This window comes from Pollutibacter soli (assembly GCA_029269725.1).
Taxonomy (GTDB): Bacteria; Bacteroidota; Bacteroidia; order Chitinophagales; family Chitinophagaceae; genus Pollutibacter; species Pollutibacter soli.
Genome location: JARJHS010000005.1, coordinates 254,381 through 275,477, shown reverse-complemented (window position 1 = coordinate 275,477; position 21,097 = coordinate 254,381). Strand labels below are relative to the sequence as shown.

The 21,097-nt window shown below is 43.5% G+C and carries 17 protein-coding genes; 6 read left to right on the top strand and 11 right to left on the bottom strand.

Annotation, left to right across the window (positions count from 1 at the left end; translation table 11 throughout):
* Positions 1 to 4: 4 nt before the first annotated feature.
* From P2W82_RS14650 to P2W82_RS14615, 8 genes are all read right to left on the bottom strand, one after another.
* Positions 5 to 1,486, bottom strand: coding sequence for a RagB/SusD family nutrient uptake outer membrane protein (locus tag P2W82_RS14650; RefSeq protein WP_336516650.1), 1,482 nt, complete (start codon positions 1,484 to 1,486; stop codon positions 5 to 7).
* 20 nt (positions 1,487 to 1,506) lie between these two features.
* Positions 1,507 to 4,731, bottom strand: a complete 3,225-nt coding sequence (locus P2W82_RS14645) for a TonB-dependent receptor (protein ID WP_336516649.1) — start codon at positions 4,729 to 4,731, stop codon at positions 1,507 to 1,509.
* 232 nt (positions 4,732 to 4,963) lie between these two features.
* A complete protein-coding gene (locus tag P2W82_RS14640; protein ID WP_336516648.1) occupies positions 4,964 to 6,097 on the bottom strand; it encodes a FecR family protein in 1,134 nt (377 codons plus the stop codon).
* Positions 6,098 to 6,167: 70 nt separating this feature from the next.
* A complete protein-coding gene (locus P2W82_RS14635; protein ID WP_336516647.1) occupies positions 6,168 to 6,743 on the bottom strand; it encodes an RNA polymerase sigma factor in 576 nt (191 codons plus the stop codon).
* Between the two features lie 208 nt (positions 6,744 to 6,951).
* A complete protein-coding gene (locus tag P2W82_RS14630) occupies positions 6,952 to 8,415 on the bottom strand; it encodes a sulfatase family protein (protein WP_336516646.1) in 1,464 nt (487 codons plus the stop codon).
* 72 nt (positions 8,416 to 8,487) lie between these two features.
* The gene (locus P2W82_RS14625) at positions 8,488 to 9,930 is read right to left on the bottom strand and encodes an alpha-L-fucosidase (RefSeq protein ID WP_336516645.1); all 1,443 of its coding nucleotides are present in this window, start codon (positions 9,928 to 9,930) and stop codon (positions 8,488 to 8,490) included.
* Between the two features lie 61 nt (positions 9,931 to 9,991).
* Complete coding sequence (locus P2W82_RS14620; RefSeq protein WP_336516644.1) at positions 9,992 to 10,594, bottom strand: hypothetical protein; 603 nt, start codon at positions 10,592 to 10,594, stop codon at positions 9,992 to 9,994.
* Between the two features lie 240 nt (positions 10,595 to 10,834).
* Positions 10,835 to 11,407 carry a cupin gene (locus P2W82_RS14615; protein ID WP_336516643.1) on the bottom strand — a complete coding sequence of 191 codons (573 nt, stop codon included), beginning with the start codon at positions 11,405 to 11,407 and terminating at the stop codon, positions 10,835 to 10,837.
* Positions 11,408 to 11,508: 101 nt separating this feature from the next.
* On the opposite strand from P2W82_RS14615, the gene P2W82_RS14610 reads away from it, so the two are divergent.
* Together P2W82_RS14610 and P2W82_RS14605 are read left to right on the top strand one after the other, a co-directional pair.
* Entirely contained in the window at positions 11,509 to 11,637 is a 129-nt protein-coding gene (locus P2W82_RS14610; protein WP_336516642.1) for a hypothetical protein, read from the top strand.
* 244 nt (positions 11,638 to 11,881) lie between these two features.
* Positions 11,882 to 12,436, top strand: coding sequence for a flavodoxin domain-containing protein (locus P2W82_RS14605; RefSeq protein WP_336516641.1), 555 nt, complete (start codon positions 11,882 to 11,884; stop codon positions 12,434 to 12,436).
* Positions 12,437 to 12,442: 6 nt separating this feature from the next.
* Here the strand turns inward: P2W82_RS14605 and P2W82_RS14600 are convergent, their stop codons facing one another.
* The 3 genes from P2W82_RS14600 to P2W82_RS14590 form a co-directional block, all read right to left on the bottom strand.
* A complete protein-coding gene (locus tag P2W82_RS14600; protein ID WP_336516640.1) occupies positions 12,443 to 13,501 on the bottom strand; it encodes a response regulator in 1,059 nt (352 codons plus the stop codon).
* Positions 13,502 to 13,506: 5 nt separating this feature from the next.
* A complete protein-coding gene (locus P2W82_RS14595) occupies positions 13,507 to 14,742 on the bottom strand; it encodes a PAS domain-containing sensor histidine kinase (protein ID WP_336516639.1) in 1,236 nt (411 codons plus the stop codon).
* A 414-nt stretch (positions 14,743 to 15,156) separates the two neighbouring features.
* Complete coding sequence (locus P2W82_RS14590; protein ID WP_336516638.1) at positions 15,157 to 15,906, bottom strand: DUF542 domain-containing protein; 750 nt, start codon at positions 15,904 to 15,906, stop codon at positions 15,157 to 15,159.
* Between the two features lie 122 nt (positions 15,907 to 16,028).
* Between P2W82_RS14590 and P2W82_RS14585 the strand changes: the two genes are divergently transcribed.
* The 4 genes from P2W82_RS14585 (at position 16,029) to P2W82_RS14570 (ending at position 21,094) form a co-directional block, all read left to right on the top strand.
* Positions 16,029 to 18,506: a heavy metal translocating P-type ATPase gene (locus P2W82_RS14585; protein ID WP_336516637.1), complete on the top strand. Its 2,478-nt coding sequence runs from the start codon at positions 16,029 to 16,031 to the stop codon at positions 18,504 to 18,506.
* A gap of 90 nt (positions 18,507 to 18,596) precedes the next feature.
* The gene (gene ccoS, locus P2W82_RS14580; RefSeq protein ID WP_336516636.1) at positions 18,597 to 18,752 is read left to right on the top strand and encodes a cbb3-type cytochrome oxidase assembly protein CcoS; all 156 of its coding nucleotides are present in this window, start codon (positions 18,597 to 18,599) and stop codon (positions 18,750 to 18,752) included.
* A complete protein-coding gene (ccoN, locus tag P2W82_RS14575) occupies positions 18,727 to 20,907 on the top strand; it encodes a cytochrome-c oxidase, cbb3-type subunit I (RefSeq protein WP_336516635.1) in 2,181 nt (726 codons plus the stop codon). The genes ccoS and ccoN overlap by 26 nt, the downstream gene beginning before the upstream one ends.
* A gap of 28 nt (positions 20,908 to 20,935) precedes the next feature.
* Positions 20,936 to 21,094 carry a CcoQ/FixQ family Cbb3-type cytochrome c oxidase assembly chaperone gene (locus tag P2W82_RS14570; RefSeq protein ID WP_336516634.1) on the top strand — a complete coding sequence of 53 codons (159 nt, stop codon included), beginning with the start codon at positions 20,936 to 20,938 and terminating at the stop codon, positions 21,092 to 21,094.
* The last annotated feature ends 3 nt before the right edge of the window (positions 21,095 to 21,097 follow it).

Here is a 21,097-nt window from a genome sequence, read left to right as displayed (position 1 = left end):
TTGATTAGTAACCTGGGTTTTGCGTAAGTGTACCGGCACTCAGATCAATTTCATTCTGCGGGATTGGCCAATGTTCATTTTTACCCTCTTTGAAACCTTTAGGACCAAAGATGGCTAGACCACGTCCCTGGCGGATCACATCGAAGAAACGATCAAATTCCATTGCCAGTTCCACTTGTCTTTCGTGCCAGATCGCAGTACGCAATTGAGCCTGGTCGGTGGTTGTAACATCAGGAAGAACTCCTGCGTTTCCACCACGTGCACGAGAGCGAACTTTATTTAATGAAGTAAGCGCCTGCTGAGTCTGACCGAGTTCATTTGCTGCTTCAGCATTCATCAGCAACACTTCAGCAAAACGAATTACACGTATATTCTGTGCAGCACCTTCTGAACATTCGCCTGGATACTGCGAGAATGGTACATATGACTTCTGGTTATACATGGGGTTATCACCAGTTGCAGGAATCACATCACCATCAGGCGTGGTTTCTCCGCGGAAAATAATAGTAGCGTTCATACGCGGGTCACCGGCTTCATATGCATCAACTAATGTCTGCGTAGGAACATTGAACCCCCAGCCACCACCAACAGAAGCGCGTACGCCCTGTACCTGTGAATATTGTGAATTGGAGAAATCACAATCACCAGGTTTGTATGCAGCCTGTATTTCGAAAACAGATTCGATATTGTTTTCGTTGGCGATGCGGAACTGTGTGTAGTAGTTCGGAAACAGGTCATATCCCAAACCTATTACCTGGTTCGTCAATGAAAGTACCTGGTCCCATTTTTTGAGATACATTGAAACCTTAGCATGCAGCGCAAGCGCCGCACCTTTTGTAGCATGACCAACTTCTGATGCACCATAGGTTGTTGGCAACACGGCTGCAGCATCCGTCAGATCCTGCTCAATTGCTGCCCACACTTCAGCTTCAGGTGTACGTGGCAGGTTAAACTCCGTTGCATCTTTTGGCACATGCAAACGAAGGGGCACATCACCAAACGCGCGTACAAGGCGGAAGTATCCATAGGCACGGATGAATTTAGCTTCTGCCAGGTAGCGATCTTTCAAAGTTGAATTCATATCGATCGCAGGAACATTATCCAGCACCTGGTTAGCAAGATTGATGAGCGCATACTGTCCGTTCCAGAAATCCTGGATCTGCCCCTCAGTAGAAGAAGCTGTGAAATTGTCGAAATTATTCAGGAAGCTTGCGTCACCGGGACTACTTCCTTTTTCTGTTTCATCACTACCGAGACTTTCGACAGCAATCGGAGCAAATGCTACCTGCTGCCATGCGCGAAGATATCCATACATGGATACAACCGCTTTTGTTGCATCTTCTTCATTCTGCCAGAACTGTTCACCTTTCTCCTGGCCCTGCGGCGGAACTTCGAGAAAACTTTTTGAGCAACCAGCTGCAACAAACATGATCAATGCAGCAGCGGCAGTAACTGTTTTTATCTTAATAAACTGATCAGTTTTCATATCTGATAATGTTTACTGTTTTAGAATGTGAGGTTTACACCAAAATTATAAGTTGCATACAGCGGGTATACGTTTGTATCGATTCCCCGGTCAAGTGCTCCACCGCCGATCTCCGGAGAGAAGCCACGGTATTTGAAGAAAGTGACAGCGTTCTGCGCATTAACATACACACGCAATTGCGTTATACCAGCTTTCTGCAAACCACCAAAAGTGTATCCCAATTGAATATTACGGATGCGGAAATAGCTTCCATCTTCAACATAGAATGAACTCGGTTTGTAGTTATCACCACCACCGATATTTGCTGAAGGATAGGTGTTGGAAGTACCGGCTCCATGCCAGCGGTTATCGTAGAAATCTTTTGAAAAGTTTTCTGTACCATAACGAATACCGAGTAAAGCGTTATAAAGATCAACACCAGCAACACCCTGGAAATCGACAGCCAGGTCGAAGTTTCCATATTGCCAGAAGGTATTGATACCATAGCTGTATTTAGCATTCGGGTTACCGAGGATGATGCGGTCTTTGGCATCAATAATATTATCCTTGTTCTGATCAACAAATCTGAAGTCACCAGGTTTAGCATTTGGCTGTGCAGAGGCTGAAACTTCAGCTGCATCCTGGAACACACTTGCCACCTGGAGTCCATAGAACTGACCGATAGGCTGTCCAACGATTGTTCTTGTAGCCAGCTGACCGCCGGTGGCTGCACCACCACCACCATATACGGGATTTTCTCCTGTAAGGGTTTTGGTTACTTTGTTGTTGTTGATCCCAAGGTTACCACTGATCGTGTATGAGAATTTTTCATTCACTTTATCTCTCCAGCTTAATACCATTTCGAAACCACTGTTCTGTATGGTTGCCTGGTTACCCACAATTCCTGCTCCTGTTGTTCCGACAGAACCGAGAATAGGGATAGCGAAAATCGCGTCGATCGTTTTACGATTATAATAATCGAATTCGAAATTCAATCGCCTGTTCAGTATAGCACCTTCGATACCAATATCAATACCTTCTGCTTTTTCCCAGTTGGTAACCGGTGGAACCAGCGTCGTGATGTTAGCACCAGTCTGAATGGTTGGTCCGAACTGAACAGCGTAGTTAGGACTATTGTTTACCGTCTGAATAGCAAGGTTGGAAGGCACTTTTGCATTACCTACAATACCCCAGCTGGCGCGCAACTTCAAGGTATTGAAGAAATCCTGGTTACGCATGAAGTCTTCATCAGATATGATCCAGCCCACACCTACTGATGGGAAATAACCCCAGAGTTTGTCTGACGAGAATTTGCTCGCACCATCAGCGCGGATAGATGCATTCAAAAGATATTTTCCTTTGTATGCATAATTCACCCTTGCGAAATAAGAAGCAAAATGTTCAAGGTCACCTTCATCAGTAGCAACGCTGGTACCGGAATTACCGAGTCGCAGGAATAAATCGGCTTCAGTATCATAAGGAACGCCTTTAGCACTTCCGGTGAACCTGTAGAACTTCACCTGCTGTGCACTCTGACCGACTAAAGCAGTTATATTATGATCACCAAATGTATTCTTGTAGGTCAAAGTATTTTCCAGAATCCAGTTGCGTGTTTCTGTACGACCCAAAGTAAGAGAACTGATAGTATTGCGTTGCTTCAAAGTAGCAACGTATTCAGGTGTATAGTCACGATACTCAGCCTGTCCGAAATCACCACCCACGCTTGACTTAAATACAAAGTGTTTTGCAAAATTCACTTCTGCAAACAAGCTACCGGTGATGCGATAGTTTTTGGATCTCTTATTGTAGAAATCCATCGTGGCCTGTGGATTGTAGTTGGCACCATCACCCAGGTCGAAGTCTGAAGGGTCACCATAGCTTCCATCTTCATAATATACAGGAACAATCGGTGCAGCTGTGTACAGTTCGCGGAAGATACTGCCAGGGATATCTTTTGATTTGCTCGCTACTCCCGTAATGGTATAACCGATTTTCAATGGATTGAAAATCTGAAAATCATTCTGCAGGCGGGCAGTGAAACGATCATAGTTATTTTCTTTTACAATACCATCCTGGTAAAAATATCCGAGAGAGAGATTGTAGGTTGAACGTTCTGAACCACCACTGACAGATACCTGGTGGTTGGTGATCAATGCATCGCGAAGGATCTGGCCGTACCAGTCAGTACCTGTACCAAACTGAGAAGGATTGAGTGCAGTATTTCCGCGAAGTTCATTGATCAATGTTGCATATTCTGCGCCATTAGACATTTTAACCTGGTTGGTAGGATGCTGGTATCCCACCATTCCATTATAGCTCACAGTTGCTTTTCCGCGACGCCCTTTTTTTGTGGTAATCAACACAACACCATTGGCAGCACGCACACCATAAATTGATTCACTTGATGCATCCTTCAGAATGTTGATGTTCTCAATGTCGCCGGGGTTCAGGAAGCTGATATCATCATACCAAACTCCATCAACCACGTACAAAGGTGTTTGCGAACCGTAAAGCGTACCTACACCACGGATACGTATATCCGGAGATGCACCAGGAGCACCGGAGTTGGTGATCTGGACACCAGCAACTTTACCCTGCAGGGAACTGATTGGGTTTGGTGCCGGTTGCTTTGCAATTTCATCTCCCTTCACCTGCGCAACGGAGCCGGTAACATCAATTTTGCGTTGAGTACCATAACCAACAACAACTACCTGTTGCAGTTCACCTGCAGCGGTGCGAAGACCAACATTAATCGTAGTTCTGTTATTAACAGGTATTTCCTGCGTTTCAAAACCTACATTGGAGATAACCAGGGTTGCATTTTCAGGAGCAGTTATTCTGAAATCGCCGGTTGCATTGGTTTGTGTTGCTGTTGCAGTTCCTTTGATCGTAACTGTCGCACCTGCAACAGGTTCACCGTTGGGATTGGTCACTTTCCCGGTTACTTCAATATCTGCAAGTTCATTCCCGTCAGTTTTAAGAACAACCAGATTGTTTGCCATCAATTGATAGGAAAGGCCTGTATTGGTAAGCATACGACGGATGATGGAAAGCACTTCTTCCTCATTGGCTTCCAAAGAAATCCGTGGTGCTTCGCTTACCAACTGTTCATTATACAAAAACCGGAAGTTGCTTTTCTTTTCAATACTGCTCAAAGCCTTTTTCAATGTAACAGATTCCAGTTTGATACTGATTCTGTTTTGCCCCAAAACTTCAGCCGAAACATGCAGACAGCTGAACAATAATAGGGCGATTGTTAGTTTCATAACCAGGAAGAATTGAAATAAATGAGGGGGTCTTTGTATGACAAGCAGATTTCGTCTTTTTTTCATACTTTGTCTGTTAGAGGTTATAAATAAGGTATACCCGCATTCCGATGCGGGTTTGTACATGCCTGTTTGACCCGGCGGGGGATGTTGCCGCATTCTCCGCCTTCGTTTAATATCTTTCTAGCTGCTGTCTGTCATATTCATATCTAGTCGTTTTAGGTTATTGGGTCTATTTAGTAATCTTTACGGTATTGTTTTTTATTGAATAGCGAAATCCACCAGCCATTACACTCAATGCTTCCAGCGCCTGTTCAAGAGTTTCCGTTTCAAAAATGCCACGGATGCGGATATGTCCCAGCTCTCTTTCTTTGAACTCGATATTCACACCGTACCATCTTTCCATTCTCTGTGTGAGCATTTCAAAGCTTTCATTCTCGAATGCCAGTTTATTATCGACCCAGGCAGTTTCCATTTTTACGCTGCTGTCCCTGCTGCTTGATTTCAGGTGATCGAAAGCGATCATCGGCAGATCCGCTTGTATTGAATTCGTCGCATTCCCCTTCCATTGAAAGGTGTCGGCAGTTTCCTTATTTTCACGCACAGTGATCTTTTCATTGGGAAGAAGGAAGTATTTTTTCTCAGGCTCGTTATTCGGGCGTACCTCTACTTTACCGCGTACAAGACTTGTCTCTGTTTCTCTTTCTTCCGGGTATGATTTCACATTGAACATGGTACCGAGTACCCGGATCTCTACCTGTTTGGTATGAATGATAAATGGAAGATTTTCATTGTGTACGACATCAAAAAAACCCTCACCGATAAGTTCTACATCACGATTGCTGTTGCCAAAGTCCTTGCTGTAACCAAGTGTACTTCCCGAGTTGAGAGTAACATGTGTACCATCCGGAAGAGTCACTATCGAACGTGAACCATTTTTTGTACTGACTTCATTTTTCTCAGCCAGCGGATTTGATGTTAAAGGAGTTCCTGCTGGTGCTTCTTTTTGGTTAAACTGAAGAAAGATTACAGTTGACACAATCAAAACAAATGCTAGGGCAAAACTTATCCAGAACACCCGGTTACTTTTCGAAACCGGGCGTCTATATTCAAATCCGTCACCTACATCTTCAGTATTGCTGAAGGAGATGCCGGCTTTTTCCATTCGTTCAAGATGCCTTGCAAATGCTTCGGCTTCAAGACCAGTCTTTTTTGCAGGGAGATGCCAGAGATCGTTTAGGTTCTGCAATGCATAATGCAGGTCAGGGTTCTGACGAAGCAATGATTCAAGCTCCTTTATTTCTGCGGGGCTTGCTTCTCCGGCCAGTTTTTTCGACGCAAGTTGCCAGATCCTGTTTTCACTCATAAGTACAAGCAATTACCGTATCATGGACACAGGAATCTCACTTTACCCCTATAAAATCTCAAAAAAAAATTCAACGTGCGGAGGAAATGGTGGAATGAATATCGAAACGGATGGCTTCACCGATCCGTGCGAGTGCTGTTGACATTTGATTTTCAACCGTTTTGATGGAGATCTGGAGCAGTTCAGCAACTTCTTTATATCGAAGTCCATCTTCTTTAACCAGTTTAAAAATCAGCTGACACCTTGGAGGCAGTTGTTTAATAGCAAGTTGAATGCGTTTCAGCATCTCTTCCGTGATCAGCAATTGTTCAGGATCGAAATAGACGCTCTGCAACTGAACACGGTAGAAATCAGCCTGGAACTCGGGTTTTTGGGTCTGCCGCAGATAGTTTAGCGCTGTATTTTTTGTACTGACGAACAAATAGAGTCGAAGATTTTTAATTCGCAGCAGTGCAGCTCTTTTTTTCCAGATTTTTATAAAGACGTCAGACACAGCCTCTTCGGACTGAGGTCCCGACTTTAAATATGTAAGCGCGAAATGGTAGAGTGAGGAAAAATAATGTTCGTACAACTCCCGGTAAGCCTGTTGGTCGTTGTGCAAAGCAATGCGCGTGATTAAATGAGACGATTCTGTGCTGTTGTACATGACGTGCAATCGTTCGAAACTACAATTTTACGATAGTTCAGAGTATAATAGACAATTATATTTATCTGTTTGATGCTTTGGCGGTCAAATAGATATTCAAAGCGCAGCGAAGCCGCGGGACGTAGCTGAACACCTCGCAGGTGTAAGACCTGCGAGGTGTTAAACCTGGCAGGTCTTATAAACCTGGGAGGTCTTAGACCTCCCAGGTTCACTTTATCTTGGCAGCCTCTCGAACTTCGGAACCGCTCTGTCCGGTTAATCCATCACCTAGAGCTACGCGATACTTTTGCGCAATACTGTCCAGTTGGCGGACTACATCGGGGAAATGCGCTTTCAGGTCGCGGTCTTCGCCGGGATCAGTGTATAAATTATAAAGAGCAAGGTAGACTGTATCAGAACCGTATTGACCTGGATAACCGTCTTTACCGATCGTCGCAGGCGGTCCGTATGTCTGAGAACGACAGGGAAAATTCAACTTCCAGCCATCTTTACGGATAGCCTTAAGATTGTTTCTCTCATAATAATAAACAAACTCACTTCGTGGACCTTTGCCTGGTTTGCCTTCCATCAGACCGCGGAAACTTAATCCGTCGATTTTTTGCGAAGGTAGTCCCGCTTCACAGATATCCGCAATTGTCGGAAGGATATCCATATTTGTCATCAGGCTGCTCTCGACGGTATTCGATTTTATCTTCCCGGGCCAGGATATAATGAATGGAACTTTCAGCCCCCCATCCCATGCGGTCCCTTTGCCTTCACGCAACCCGCCTGAATTGCCTGCATGATTTCCATAAATCAACCAGGGCCCATTATCACTGGTAAAAATGACAAGGGTGTTTTCTGTCAGTTTGTATTTTTCAAGTGTCTTCATTATTTCGCCTACCGACCAATCGACTTCTTCCATAACATCGCCAAAAAGTCCTGCGCCACTTTTGCCGCGGAATTTTTCCGAAGCGGCAATAGGTACATGAACCATCGAGTGTGCGAAATAAAGAAAAAATGGCCCTGATTTTTTTCTACCAATAAAATCGACAGCTTTCTCTGTATATCTTTTTGTCAAATGTCCCTGATCATCGAGTGTACGAACTATCCCGATGGTTTTATTGCCTGAGATCAACGGTAATGGTGGATAATATGCTTTTCGGTTACTGGTTCCGGTTACATCAGTTCCATCATAATCAACAGGCCACATATCATTCGAGTAAGGTAATCCGAAGAATTCCTGAAAACCATTCTGCAATGGCAGATAGGGCTCTTTGTGGCCCAGATGCCATTTGCCTACCATTCCTGTTGCATAACCTTTTTTCTGAAGTAACTCTGCAATCGTTTCCTCATCAGGATTCAATGCATACTTCGACATATGATCCCATGCCCCGGAAATTCCGAGTCTTGTCGGGTAACAACCAGTCATCAAAGCAGAACGCGAGGCTGTACAAACGGCCTGTGCTGCATAGAAGTTTGTAAAGCGCTTACCCCTTGCCGCAAGTGCATCGATATTCGGGGTTTTATAGGGCCCACCCCCGTAACAGACGGGATCCCCATAACCCATATCGTCCATATTGATGATGATGATATTCGGGGTTGGTTGAACGTAAAACGTTGAACGTTGAACGTAAGACCATGAGGACAAAAAGCATACGCCGAATAGCAAAGCCAACAGACTGTTTCTCATCTTCTGAATTTGAACTTGAATATTGTGACTATTTACGTTCTACGTTTTACGTTTAACGTTTAACGTTTAACGTTACTCCGTAACTTTTACTACCCAAACATAATTGGTTGCTTTCTTTCCTGCTGCTGGAAATTCAATTTCGAAGCCTTCTGCAAGTGATTTCCACTTTAGTTTTGCATTTGATCCAAGTAGCTGCATTTTTGCATTATCGGGCAAATTCATTTTCGTAACCCTAACTTTTGATGTGGGATACCCGAAAAAATAAATGTATTTGTTTTTGCCATCTTTCGATTGGGTGAAACGGATGTCTTTACCTTCTCCGAATACAGAATACATTCGTGTACCATAAATCGCGGAGCTGTTCACCTGCATCCATTTACCAATGTCATTGAGACGCGCATAAGCCGTATCATCCCAGGTGCCATCTGGTGCAGGGCCTACATTCAGCAAAAAATTTCCGCCTTTACTTACGATATCAACCAGCTTCTCTATAAGTTCATTGGATGACTTATAATTATCATTCGGTTTATAACTCCAGCTGGTGGCCATAGTCATACACGTTTCCCAGGGATAAGGCAACCCTTCTTCTGGTATATGTTGTTCAGGTGTAAGATAATTCTGATGCACACCAGGTACTGCCCTGTCCACGACAATAAGACCAGGCTGTTTGGCACGTGCATTTTTCACAAGCAAGGGCATATTGATATCCTGGCTCTCCGGGTTTCTCGCAAAACGGACGCCTTCATATACTTCCAGCAATTGCTCTTTTATTTCTTCTTCCGTTTTCGGACGTACCCAGCCACCATCAAGCCACAAAATGTCGAGCTTGCCGTAATTGGTGGTAAGCTCATCAATCTGTTGATGTGTAAATTCAACAAACTTTTTCCATTGCTCCGGATGTTTTGAAATCGAATAGTTGGGATTGCGATCGGCCGGTGGAAAGCGTTTCCACCAATAATAATCGGTGTTCCAATCCGGTTTAGAAAAATAGGCACCGATCCAGAAACCATTCCGACGGAAAACAGAAAACACTTCATTGGTTATATTGCTTCGGGGTTGTGAAGCATAGGGAAATTCCTTGTTGGTAATTTTATAATCCGTTGTAGCAGTTTCAAACATGCAAAATCCATCGTGGTGTTTTGTGGTGAACACCATGTATTTCATGCCCGCATTTTTTGCAGCAGCGGCCCATTTTTCAGGGCTGAATTTTGTTGGATTAAACGTCGTTGGCAAAGCTTCATACGCTTTCAGATAGGATGCGTAATCAGTTGCTTTCTGTTCCATCCTTGCGCCATCGGCCCAACCAACATCTTCAGGGCAGATACTCCAACTCTCCACAACACCCCATTGACTATACGGCCCCCAATGCATCAGCAAACCAAATTTCAGATCTTTCCATTCTTCCAGTTTTTGCTGAATGGCAGGGTCAGGATCCGGAAAATATTCCTGGTGCTGTGCAGTTGTATTTAACGAAATAAAAAAAATCAGGATAAACAAGCCTTGACGGATTTTCATTGGGAAAATTTTTATGAAGATAATCCGAGTGGAAATTGATCCGCAGCTTTTTTTTGCCAGACTATTGGTTGATATTCCTTAGTAAGAACGCAGGATATCCGTAGGAGTCCTCCTGCAACAGGGAAAATTTTTTCAGTATCCCGGCCATAAAGGTATCCTGCAATCCCGGCGACCCTTCTCCCAACACTTCAGCCGCAAAACTGTAAAATATTTTACCGCGGAAATCCAGCCGTGTATATTCCATCAGGCAACCAAACTCCGGCACATCATTGGCGTTTTTAATTTGAGTCAGCCTTCCATCTTCGTCTGCTTTAACCTGGATGCGTTTTTTCCCGAGCGGAACCCACTGTCGCGAATCATTATAAAGAATGCTTTTGGACTCCGTATCCGTTGAACCAATATTGAAACTCCACTTCTCCCATTCTTCAATATATCCAGCAACATTTTCTGTAACATTGACTGCAGCGGACCTGGACCTGCGCTGCTTTAACTCAATATTTCCTTCACGTAACTTAATGCCGAGATCTTCTTTAAGATTAGTGACAAGATAATAATCTGTTCGTGGTTCTACAGCATCAATGTCAAATCCATGAATAGCAAACCAGTCAACAATTTTCAAATCACAAAAAGTGGCAAACCAACGCATTTCAGAAGAGACATCCATTCCATAAATATCAATAAAAAAAGCCAGCTATTGGTGCTGTTTTCATTTCAGTATATTAATGCAACACTCCTGATTTTACCTGGTATATATTGCGTTCAACATCTTGCAAAACATAGAAATTCTCTTAGGATGCAAATCGCACGCGAACGTCACACATCTGTTTTTGTTTTAAAATCACAAAACAGACTTATCACCCAACAAAACCAATGGGGAAAATAATTTGTGCAATGCAGAATAAAATCAAATATCGGCCCATGCTGCAAGAAGTCCGCCGTTCTTACCATTCAGCGGATCACGTGAAGGCACAGGTACAGCAGCGATATTGTTGTCGGCTCTCGGTCGCTCTTCGGGTTTACCATAATTCATGTCCCAGGTGAGTCCATCAGGATAAGCACCTACAACGCCCAACTCTACACTTCCAAGATTTTTATGTCCCACACCGGCGGGAATGACAATTATATCTCCTGCTGCAATATTTACACGTTGCCCTTTTTCCCCGCCCAGGTGCACCATCGCTTCTCCTGAATAAATTCCCAGTACTTCGTGACTGATACTATGGTAATGATGAAAATCAAAAATGCCGTTTCGCCATGAATTACCCCAATTGTTTTCCTCGAACTTTTTCTGCAACCAGTCTGCACCCTGATCGCCCCTTTCTTTAAACGCTTTTCTATACAGCAACAAAGGGTATCTGCTATTGGGGATCAGGCCATCATCCTTGAAAAACATTTTTTCGGGCATCATCGATCCTTCGGCTGGTTTATGAAATACTAATCCCAAACCGATTAAGGAAAGAAAAGTTTTCCTTTCCATAAAAAAGATTTTTACAAAGATGGGTATTTCAATCACGCAACTGAATTTAATGTTGATACACTACCGCCATAGTCTTTGAACGACCTGGAAAGATCATTCAGATGAACAACCATCCAGCTTCACCTTTCAGTTCACGCAAAGAAAAGTTTGCATCTGCAGGTATAACGATACGTGGTTTAATAAAGAACTCCGCTGCTGTTACCCTGCTGTTAGCGACTCCTGCACCGTAAGCCGTGCCTCGGGGAATGATGAGGGGCTGGCAGAAATAAATTGAACGGTGCCCTTTGAAAACAGGTAAAACCGGACTCCAGGGATCTGCCGCTGCCATTGCAACCCGTACCTTGCAATGCTACCGGAAAAAGGATCAGGAACCTTCCGATCAATGTCACCCTAAGATCAAAATCATGACCATTGCTGATAGAGGTCATTTCAATCCGTCGACAGCAATTGTACTTCTGCAGAAACAATTGCGCAATGAAAAGCATACTCATCTATAGCAGCAAGTATGGCGCAACACGCCAGTATGCCGACTGGATCGGGAAAGCACTTGAAATTCCGATTGTCGATGCTGAAGACGCCATCACCCATGAAATAATCCAGAACGACACATTCATTATCGGATCAAGCGTATATATTGGTCGGTTGAGAATCAGGAAATGGCTAAAGAAAAACCTCGACCTGCTGAAAAATAAACGCATCATCCTCTTTTTAGTTTGCGGAACTCCGGTGGAAGAAAAGGAAAAATGGTCGGAATATATCCGTCAATCTGTTCCTGAAGCCTTAATGCCGAAATGTTCAGTACATGTGCTACCGGGAAGAATGTGGTTTGAGAGAGTAAATGCCTGGGATAGATTTCTGCTCAGGTTAAATGCCAGCGCAACGTCAAATAAAGAAACAAAACGGATGATGTTGAAAGGCTATGATCAGGTTGAAAGAAAAAATATAATGCCGGTACTTGAAGATTTTCACCGTCTCATCATCGCCCCGGAGGAATCAGCCATGAGAAACTATCAGCAATCCAACGGATAAATTAAATCAGTAACTCAGCTTTTTTAGTTTTTCGACGTCATTGATCCTGATTTTTCCATCGACAATTTCAACCAGTTTCTCGTTACGAAAATCACTGAGCGTTCTGATCAGCGACTCAGTTGCTGTACCGACATATTGCGCAATCTCTTCCCTTGAAATATCAATTACAGTATGTGTAATTCCAGAGGATTGGTTTTTCTGATGAAGATCAGCCAGTGCACGCGCAACTCTTTTCCGAAGTGAACTATATGCAAGATTTACAAGTCTGTCCTCCTTCTCTTTCATTCTTCCGCTGATGATCTGGATAAACCGGCCTGCCACCTGGATATCACTGTACACCAGTTTGCGAAAGTCATCCGCGGGGATCTGCAATAATTCAGCTTCTTCCAGCACCGCCGCATTTTCTTCATATTGAGTTTCTGAGATTACTGCATTCATTCCGGCAAATTCACCTGCACCTAATATTTCAGTGATATATTCCTTACCCACCTCATGCGTTTTATAAATCTTCAATTTGCCCTGAAGGATCAGGTACACATATCTTGGTCGTTTCCCTTCTGCATATACCAGCTGCTTCTTCGAATATGTTTCAGCACTGTATTGCTCTGACAAATTTTTTATGAACCCATTATCCTGTGCATCCTTCAGGAAACTGTTGAAACCAGCGGCATCAGTACTGTATGGCCTTTTTAGTACTTCCGATTTTTTTAAACGCATCTCTATCGCATTCAGCAATTCAATATCCTCGAATGGCTTGGTGATATAGTCGTCAGCCCCCATCTCCATTCCTTTCCTGAAATCGCCACGTTCCACTTTTGCTGTAAGGAAAATAAAAGGTGTGTACTGTGTAGATTCATTTTTACGAAGCAAATGAAGAACACCATAGCCATCCAGTCCAGGCATCATGATGTCACAAACGATCAGATCTGGGTTTTCCTTCAGTGCAACTTCTACACCCAATTTCCCGTTTTCGGCTACCAGTGCACGATAACCGCCGAGTTCCAGGATCTCTGCAATATTTTCGCGTATGTCCTGATTGTCTTCAATCACCAGGATTGTTTTCATCTGTTTTATTTTGAAGGGATAAAAAGACTTACAGTCGTTCCTCTATTTAATTCGCTTTTCAAATCCACATCCGCGCCAATCAGGTCTGCATATCTTTTTACAATATGTAGACCGAGGCCGGTTCCCTGTATATTCAATGCATTTGCTCCTCTGAAAAAACTGGAAAACAAATGTTCCTGGTCTTCGGCTCCTATGCCTATGCCATTGTCTTCTACACTGATTTTTGTTATACCTGGTTTTTTCTCACAACCAATCCTGATCAACCCATCTTCATTGGAGAATTTTATGGCATTCGTAACCAAATTGATAATGATGTTTTTCAATAGCTTGGTATCACTCAGAATATTTTCATCTGCGTTGAACTCAAGTTCCAGTTTCTGGCCGGGCTTCAGCAATAATTTCATTTCCTCCATCACTTCTTCCAGCAACTGTTTCAGATTGAAAGGGGTGAGAGTCGAACTGACTTTTCCTTCATCCAGTTTCCCCAGTGAAAGAAAATCTTCGAGTATATCATTCAGGTGGTGTACTGAATTTTTTATTTTAGTGATATGCCTGTTCCTTTTGTCCTGATCCCCTTCCGCGGTATATTTTGACAACAATGCTGCTGAAGATAAAACCGCGCTCAGCGGAGTACGAAACTCATGAGAAGCCATTGAAACAAAACGGCTCTTGATTTCACTAAGTTGTTTTTCCTTTCGCAAGGCTTCATTCAACTCCACCTGCGATTGCTCCAGCTTCTGCAAAGCTTCCCGCAGTATCATGGTTCGTTCTTCCACTTTATTTTCCAGCTCCGCGTTCAGTTTCCTGATCTCCTGGCTCACACGCTCCAATTCAGCCTGCTGACGACGCATGCTGTTTTCGATTTCTTTCCGGGCAGTAATGTCAACAATGAAAGCGATAACAAATATCTCGTCATTTTTTTTATAATGACTAAGACTAACCTCAACCGGAATATTTGATCCATCTTTTTTACGACCATGAAGATCCCTGTTATGCCCCATTGATCTGTTGGATGGATGAATATAGAACCCCTCTCTTAGTTCCCGATGTTTTGTACGTGTCTTATCGGGTATAAGAATTTCTATAGGCTCACCAGTAATCTCATCGGCCTGGTAGCCAAACATCCGTTCTGCTGAAGGATTCACCAGAACAATTTTCCCGGATCTGTCTGTGAGAATAATGCCTTCGGTGGCATTCTCAAATAGTGAATTCAGATGTTCCTGCTCATAAAAATCCGCCATGCTTTCAGTCTGATATTTCAGATAAATATACTATAGCCTTGGGTAGCTTCCGACTGATTTTTTGGACAGCAGGCAGTGGGCAGCAGATATATTAAATGCTCATGCACGACTTTTACAAGTCTTCTATTATTAAATAACTGTCCAATCATTCCCGCAAATAGGTGAATAAATAATAGTGTAATGATGATAATCAGTTCAGTGCCGGATTGGACCTTGAGTTTTGCACAGTTTTCTTTCGGGAATTCAAACCCAATAATGCAAACAGGACTGTGGATATAAGAATCGCTGCGATGACCAATAATATCCATCTTGCTATCCCGTCAATAATTCCGATTAAAAACACGGCAATCAGTACAGCGGCAACTTATCTGGCGGATCCGGATTCTTTATCATTACGCAGGTTTTCAAGTATTATCAATGTCCCAGCAAAGATTTTTCTCTGCTGAGTACTCTTGGAATCAAAATTTCATTTTCCAGGTATATATGCTGACTAAGGTCATTGTCGATAGCATTTATAAGTTGCATGGAAAGCCGGTGGCTCAGGCACGCTCCTGCTACCGGTAAATAATCCGTTGTCAGCTCACGTAATCTTAGGATCGTTTCATTGATCAGCTGGTGATGCTGCAGACTCATTTGTTCCAATGGCTTGCGAAGCGTTTTAACCAGCAGTCTTCCATAATCCCCGTTATTTTCGAATGCATGTTCCACCTGGCACATGTAGGGGAATAACACATCTTCCTCATACGATAGCCTCGGAATGATTTCCTCGTGAAGGTTTTTCAACAACTGTGTAACCTCCTGCATGTGCGGAAATTTTTTTTCGTGGTGTTCTGCAAATTGTCCGACCACCGATACAGCTTCGGGTAATGCTTCCCGGATGAAATGATGATGAACGTTAACGATGTACGCGGTCAGAAAATCGACATGCCAGGTTTCAAATGGAAGGTTGGTCAGTTCCGGGTGTTTACGACTTGCCAGGTCAAGCTCATTTTTTACCTGGTCAATGTTTACGCCGGCAATAAAACAGGCAGCTTCCAGGCTTTTCTTTCCGGCACAACAATACTCAATGCCATATTTCCGGAAAACAGCCGCTGTACGATAATCTCTTTCTACAATATCCGACACAGGTTGTGCGAGTTCTATATTTGCCGATCTGAAAATCATTTGCGCCAATTTTCTTTTGCTGTAAAAGTTCAATTTTCAAACTCGCTTTAAGATGATCATTATCATCGGCTGAAATGAACTTCGTCATACCACCCCGGGCCGGTGCCGGGTAATTTAGCTCCATGCAAGAAAAACTGGCGGGGAAACCTGCGGAAGCACAACAACAATATTGTTTTCATTGTGGCGGGAAATGCCGTGGAACAAGCTTAAAATCAGGTGAAAATGTATTTTGCTGTGAGGGGTGCAGAATGGTATATCGAATTCTTAATGACCATCAACTCTGTGACTATTATGAGCTCAATAACCGGCCCGGACAAACGCAGGTACATGAATTCAGATCAGATAAGTTTGCCTTTCTTGACAACGAGGCAATCAGTTCGGGATTGATCAGTTTCAGGGATGAAAACCATACGCATTTAACTTTTTATATTCCGCAGATCCACTGTAGTTCCTGCCTTTATCTTCTGGAAAAATTATACCGGCTCGATTCATCGGTTATTTCCAGTATCGTGAATTTTGAACGAAGAGAAGTCAGTCTTATATTCAACAGTGAGACCGGTACCGTACGTAAAATGGCAGAACTGCTGAACTCTATCGGGTACGAACCTTATATCAGTCTCAATGACCTCAACGAAAAAAAGCCGGCAGTCAATCGCCAGTTGATTTACCAGCTGGGCGTTGCCGGTTTTTGCTTTGGAAATATCATGCTGATGAGCTTCCCTGAATATTTTGGAATTGAAGCAGGAGAAGAAGGTCTTCAAAACATATTCCGCTGGTTGAATTTTGCACTTGCTTTACCTGTATTGCTGTATTCATCTCAACCTTTTTTTGCATCAACAATAAAAAGTCTGAAGCATAGGTACCTGCATATTGACACGCCGATTGCGCTTGCGATTTTGATTACTTTTATCCGCAGCAGTTATGAGCTTTTTTCAGGTGCTGGCGCCGGATATTTTGATTCGATGACGGGTATCGTCTTTTTCATGCTCGCAGGCCGGATACTTCAGGATAAAACTTACAGGCAGCTGAGTTTTGACAGAGACTATACATCGTATTTTCCGATAGCTGTAACGGTAAAAAAAGCAAAAGGAGAATACGGAATACAGAATACGGAATACAGGAAAACGGAAAATGAAACTGAAAACGAAAAACCGGAAGAGGAATTAGCAGTGCCTTTGCCCGACATAAAAGTTGGAGACACGATCATTATACATAATGAAGAATTGATTCCGGTAGATGGATTACTCACCCGTGGTACGGCGGTGATTGATTACAGTTTTGTTACCGGGGAAAGCATTCCACAGACAAAAAATATTGGCGAACTGGTATATGCCGGGGGCCGGCAAACCGGTGGCAGAATGGAGATTCTGGTCATGAAAGAAGTTGCGCAAAGTTACCTGACCGGGCTGTGGAGCAAAAGTGGCAAAGGTGGATCTGAAATCAAAAGATCTTTTATACATCGCATCAGCAAGTGGTTTACATGGGTGGTATTTGTAATTGCAGCTGCGACCGCAATTTACTGGCAGCTGAATGATCCGTTAAAAACCTGGCCTGCTGTTACTGCTATATTTATTATCGCCTGCCCCTGTGCGTTATTGCTGGCCAATAGTTTCACCAATGGAAATATCCTTCGGATACTTTCAAGAAATGGATTTTTTCTGCGTAATGCACAAACAATAGAAAATATCGCGTCGATCGATCATATTGTTTTTGACAAGACCGGTACTTTAACAGCGACGGGCGGGACCGGGATTACATACGAAGGCATTGCACCTTCTCATCTCAGTATACAAATGATTCGATCGGCAGTCATCAATTCTGTTCACCCGTTGAGTAAAGCCTTGTTTTCTTATTTAGACACAACCCACCCGATTCTCACCCCGGTTTTCTTCCAAGAAACTGCAGGCCATGGCATTGAAGCTGTATTTGGAAACAGCCGGATACTGCTTGGTTCAGCATATTTTGTGTGCGGGAATGGAAATAAAAATGAAAATCAAACGGCGGTTTATTTCAGCCTCAATGGAATTCAGCAGGGTCGCTTTGTTTTCTCCAATCAATACCGGGCAGACCTGGGAAAGCTGATCAGAAACCTTAAATCCAGATACCGCCTTTCCATAGTATCCGGAGATCATAATGCAGAACAATCTGCATTAAAAAGAATTTTTGGAGAAGAAACCAGCATCTATTTTAACCAGCGTCCCACAGACAAGCTTCATTATACTGAAAGACTTCAGAAGCAGGGCGCACGCGTTATGATGATCGGCGATGGCCTGAATGATGCAGGAGCTTTGATGCAAAGCGATTGCGGAATTGCGGTTTCTGAAAGCACCAGCTACTTTACTCCTGCGAGTGATGCTATCCTCAAAGCATCAGCATTTCAAAAACTCGCAACATTTATTCGCATGTGCAGAGCAAACCGCACGATCGTCAGTATCAGCTTTATGGTATCGATTGCATATAATATAGCAGGACTTTTCTTTGCTGTACAGGGAAACCTGTCGCCCCTGATTGCAGCAATACTGATGCCGAGTAGTTCCTTTACTATATTGCTCATCACTTTTGGAAGTACCAATTATTTAGCCGCGCGCCTGCGATTGTAACACCTGATCAGAATCATGTTTCAGGATGATACAGGTTAATCAATCCAAAACCGCCTCCCGATACTTTTATAACAGAATTGCAAACAACACATGAGTGTAATCATAATCCTGTTAATCATCAGTATCTCTATCGCTGCAGTATTCCTCGCAGCATTTCTGTGGAGTGTGAAGACAGGACAATTCGAAGATGATTTTTCACCAGCATCAAGAATATTATTCGATGACAAAACAAAACCAACCAACTGACTACGGACATCCTGTACAGCTCCGTACAGAGCATTTTTACTATGACAACAGTATCGTCCGCGCCTTCGGTATGGCCACTGTTATATTCGGTATAGTTGGTATGCTCGCCGGTTTATGGGCAGCCATTCAGATCTATTATCCGCAGGCCAGTCTTGGTCTGGCACCAACTACTTTCGGAAGAATGAGACCATTACACACCAACGCGATCATCTTCGCATTTGTTGGAAATGCTTCATTCGCCGGAATTTACTATTCACTGCAAAGACTTTGTAAATCAAGATTATTCAGTGATAAACTAAGCTGGATCCATTTCTGGGGCTGGCAGGCCATCATTGCTGCCGCCGCTATTACGCTACTAATGGGTAAAACTACCGGTAAGGAGTATGCGGAACTGGAATGGCCGATCGACATCGCGATCACTTTGGTATGGGTGATATTCGGAATCAATATGTTTGGAACCATTTTTAAGCGCAGGGAAAAACACCTCTACGTTGCCATCTGGTTTTATATCGCTACCTGGGTAACCGTTGCCATGTTGCACATTGTGAACTCTTTTGAAATACCGGTTTCTTTCATGAAAAGCTACAGCTGGTATGCGGGTGTTCAGGATGCACTGGTTCAATGGTGGTATGGTCATAATGCTGTTGCTTTCTTCCTTACAACGCCGGTACTCGGTTTGATGTATTATTATCTGCCTAAAGCTGCAAACCGACCTGTTTACTCCTATCGTTTATCCATAATACATTTCTGGGCGCTGATCTTTATCTATATCTGGGCGGGCCCGCACCATCTGCTCTATACTGCTCTTCCCGATTGGGCACAGTCACTTGGTGTTGTGTTTTCGGTAATGCTGATTGCCCCCAGCTGGGGAGGTATGTTGAACGGATTGTTTACACTTCGCGGCGCATGGGATAAAGTGCGTGAAGATCCGGTTTTGAAATTCATGGTGGTGGCGATCACCTGCTACGGTATGGCCACTTTTGAAGGCCCGTTGCTAAGCCTGAAAAGCGTAAACGCCATCTCGCATTTCAGCGACTGGACGATTGCACATGTACATATCGGTGGATTGGGATGGAACGGATTTATGGCCTTTGCGATTTTGTACTATATGGTTCCCAAAATGTGGGGAACATCACTATACTCAAAAAAGCTTGCGACAAATCACTTCTGGCTGGGTACAATCGGTATTGTCATCTATGCGGTGCCGTTATACTGGGCAGGCTTTGAACAGAGCATCATGTGGAAGTCATTTACCCCGGAAGGGCAATTGAAATTCCAGTTTCTAGATACAGTCAACAGCATCAAACCATTTTATATTCTCAGGAGCATTGGCGGCAGCTTATATCTCGTAGGCGCATTTTTCATGGTGTACAATTTATACAAGACCATGAAGGCAGGAAGTTTTGTTCCAAATGAACCTGCAGAAGCGATGCCTCTCATCAAAATAAAATCTGAGCAAAAAGAGTACTGGCACAGAATCATCGAACGCAAACCAGCTACCCTGCTTGTGCTGAGTCTGATCGTTGTTGCCATTGGCGGATTTATCGAACTGGTACCAACATTCCTGATCAAATCAAACGTACCGACGATCACGAGCGTAAAACCATATACGCCACTTGAACTGCAGGGTCGCGATATCTATATCCGAGAAGGTTGTTATACCTGTCACTCGCAGATGGTCCGACCTTTCCGCGATGAAGTTGCGCGCTATGGCGAGTACTCCAAAGCCGGAGAATTTGTTTATGATCATCCTTTTCAGTGGGGAAGTAAACGCACCGGTCCCGACCTCGCAAGAGAAGGTGGAAAATATCCCGACAGCTGGCATTACAACCATATGTATGATCCGGGAACGATGTCGCCAGGTTCCATCATGCCTGCATATGCCTGGTTGCTCGAAAACAGACTCGATACTGCTTCAACTCCTGCAAAGATCCGCGCTATGCAAAAGCTTGGCGTACCTTACGCAGATGGATATGCGCAGAATGCAAACAGCGACCTGATGCAACAGGCAGATAGCATCACTGCCGGTCTCAAAAAAGACAAGATTAATACTGCCTCAGACAAAGAGATTGTAGCATTGATTGCCTATCTGCAAAGAATAGGACGTGATATCAAAGGCGAACAAAATTCTACTGCGGCTCAGTTGAACAAATAATAGCCAAAATAATAAACCCGTAACGGAAATGAAATTCATTCACTATCTCGAAAAAATAAGCGGCATTGATGTCTATGGAATGATCTCACTGTCCATATTCGTTCTCTTTTTTGTTACCATGCTCACCTGGGTTTTTCGCACGAAGAAGTCCATCTTCAACGAAATCAGTCGCATACCCCTGGATTAGTTC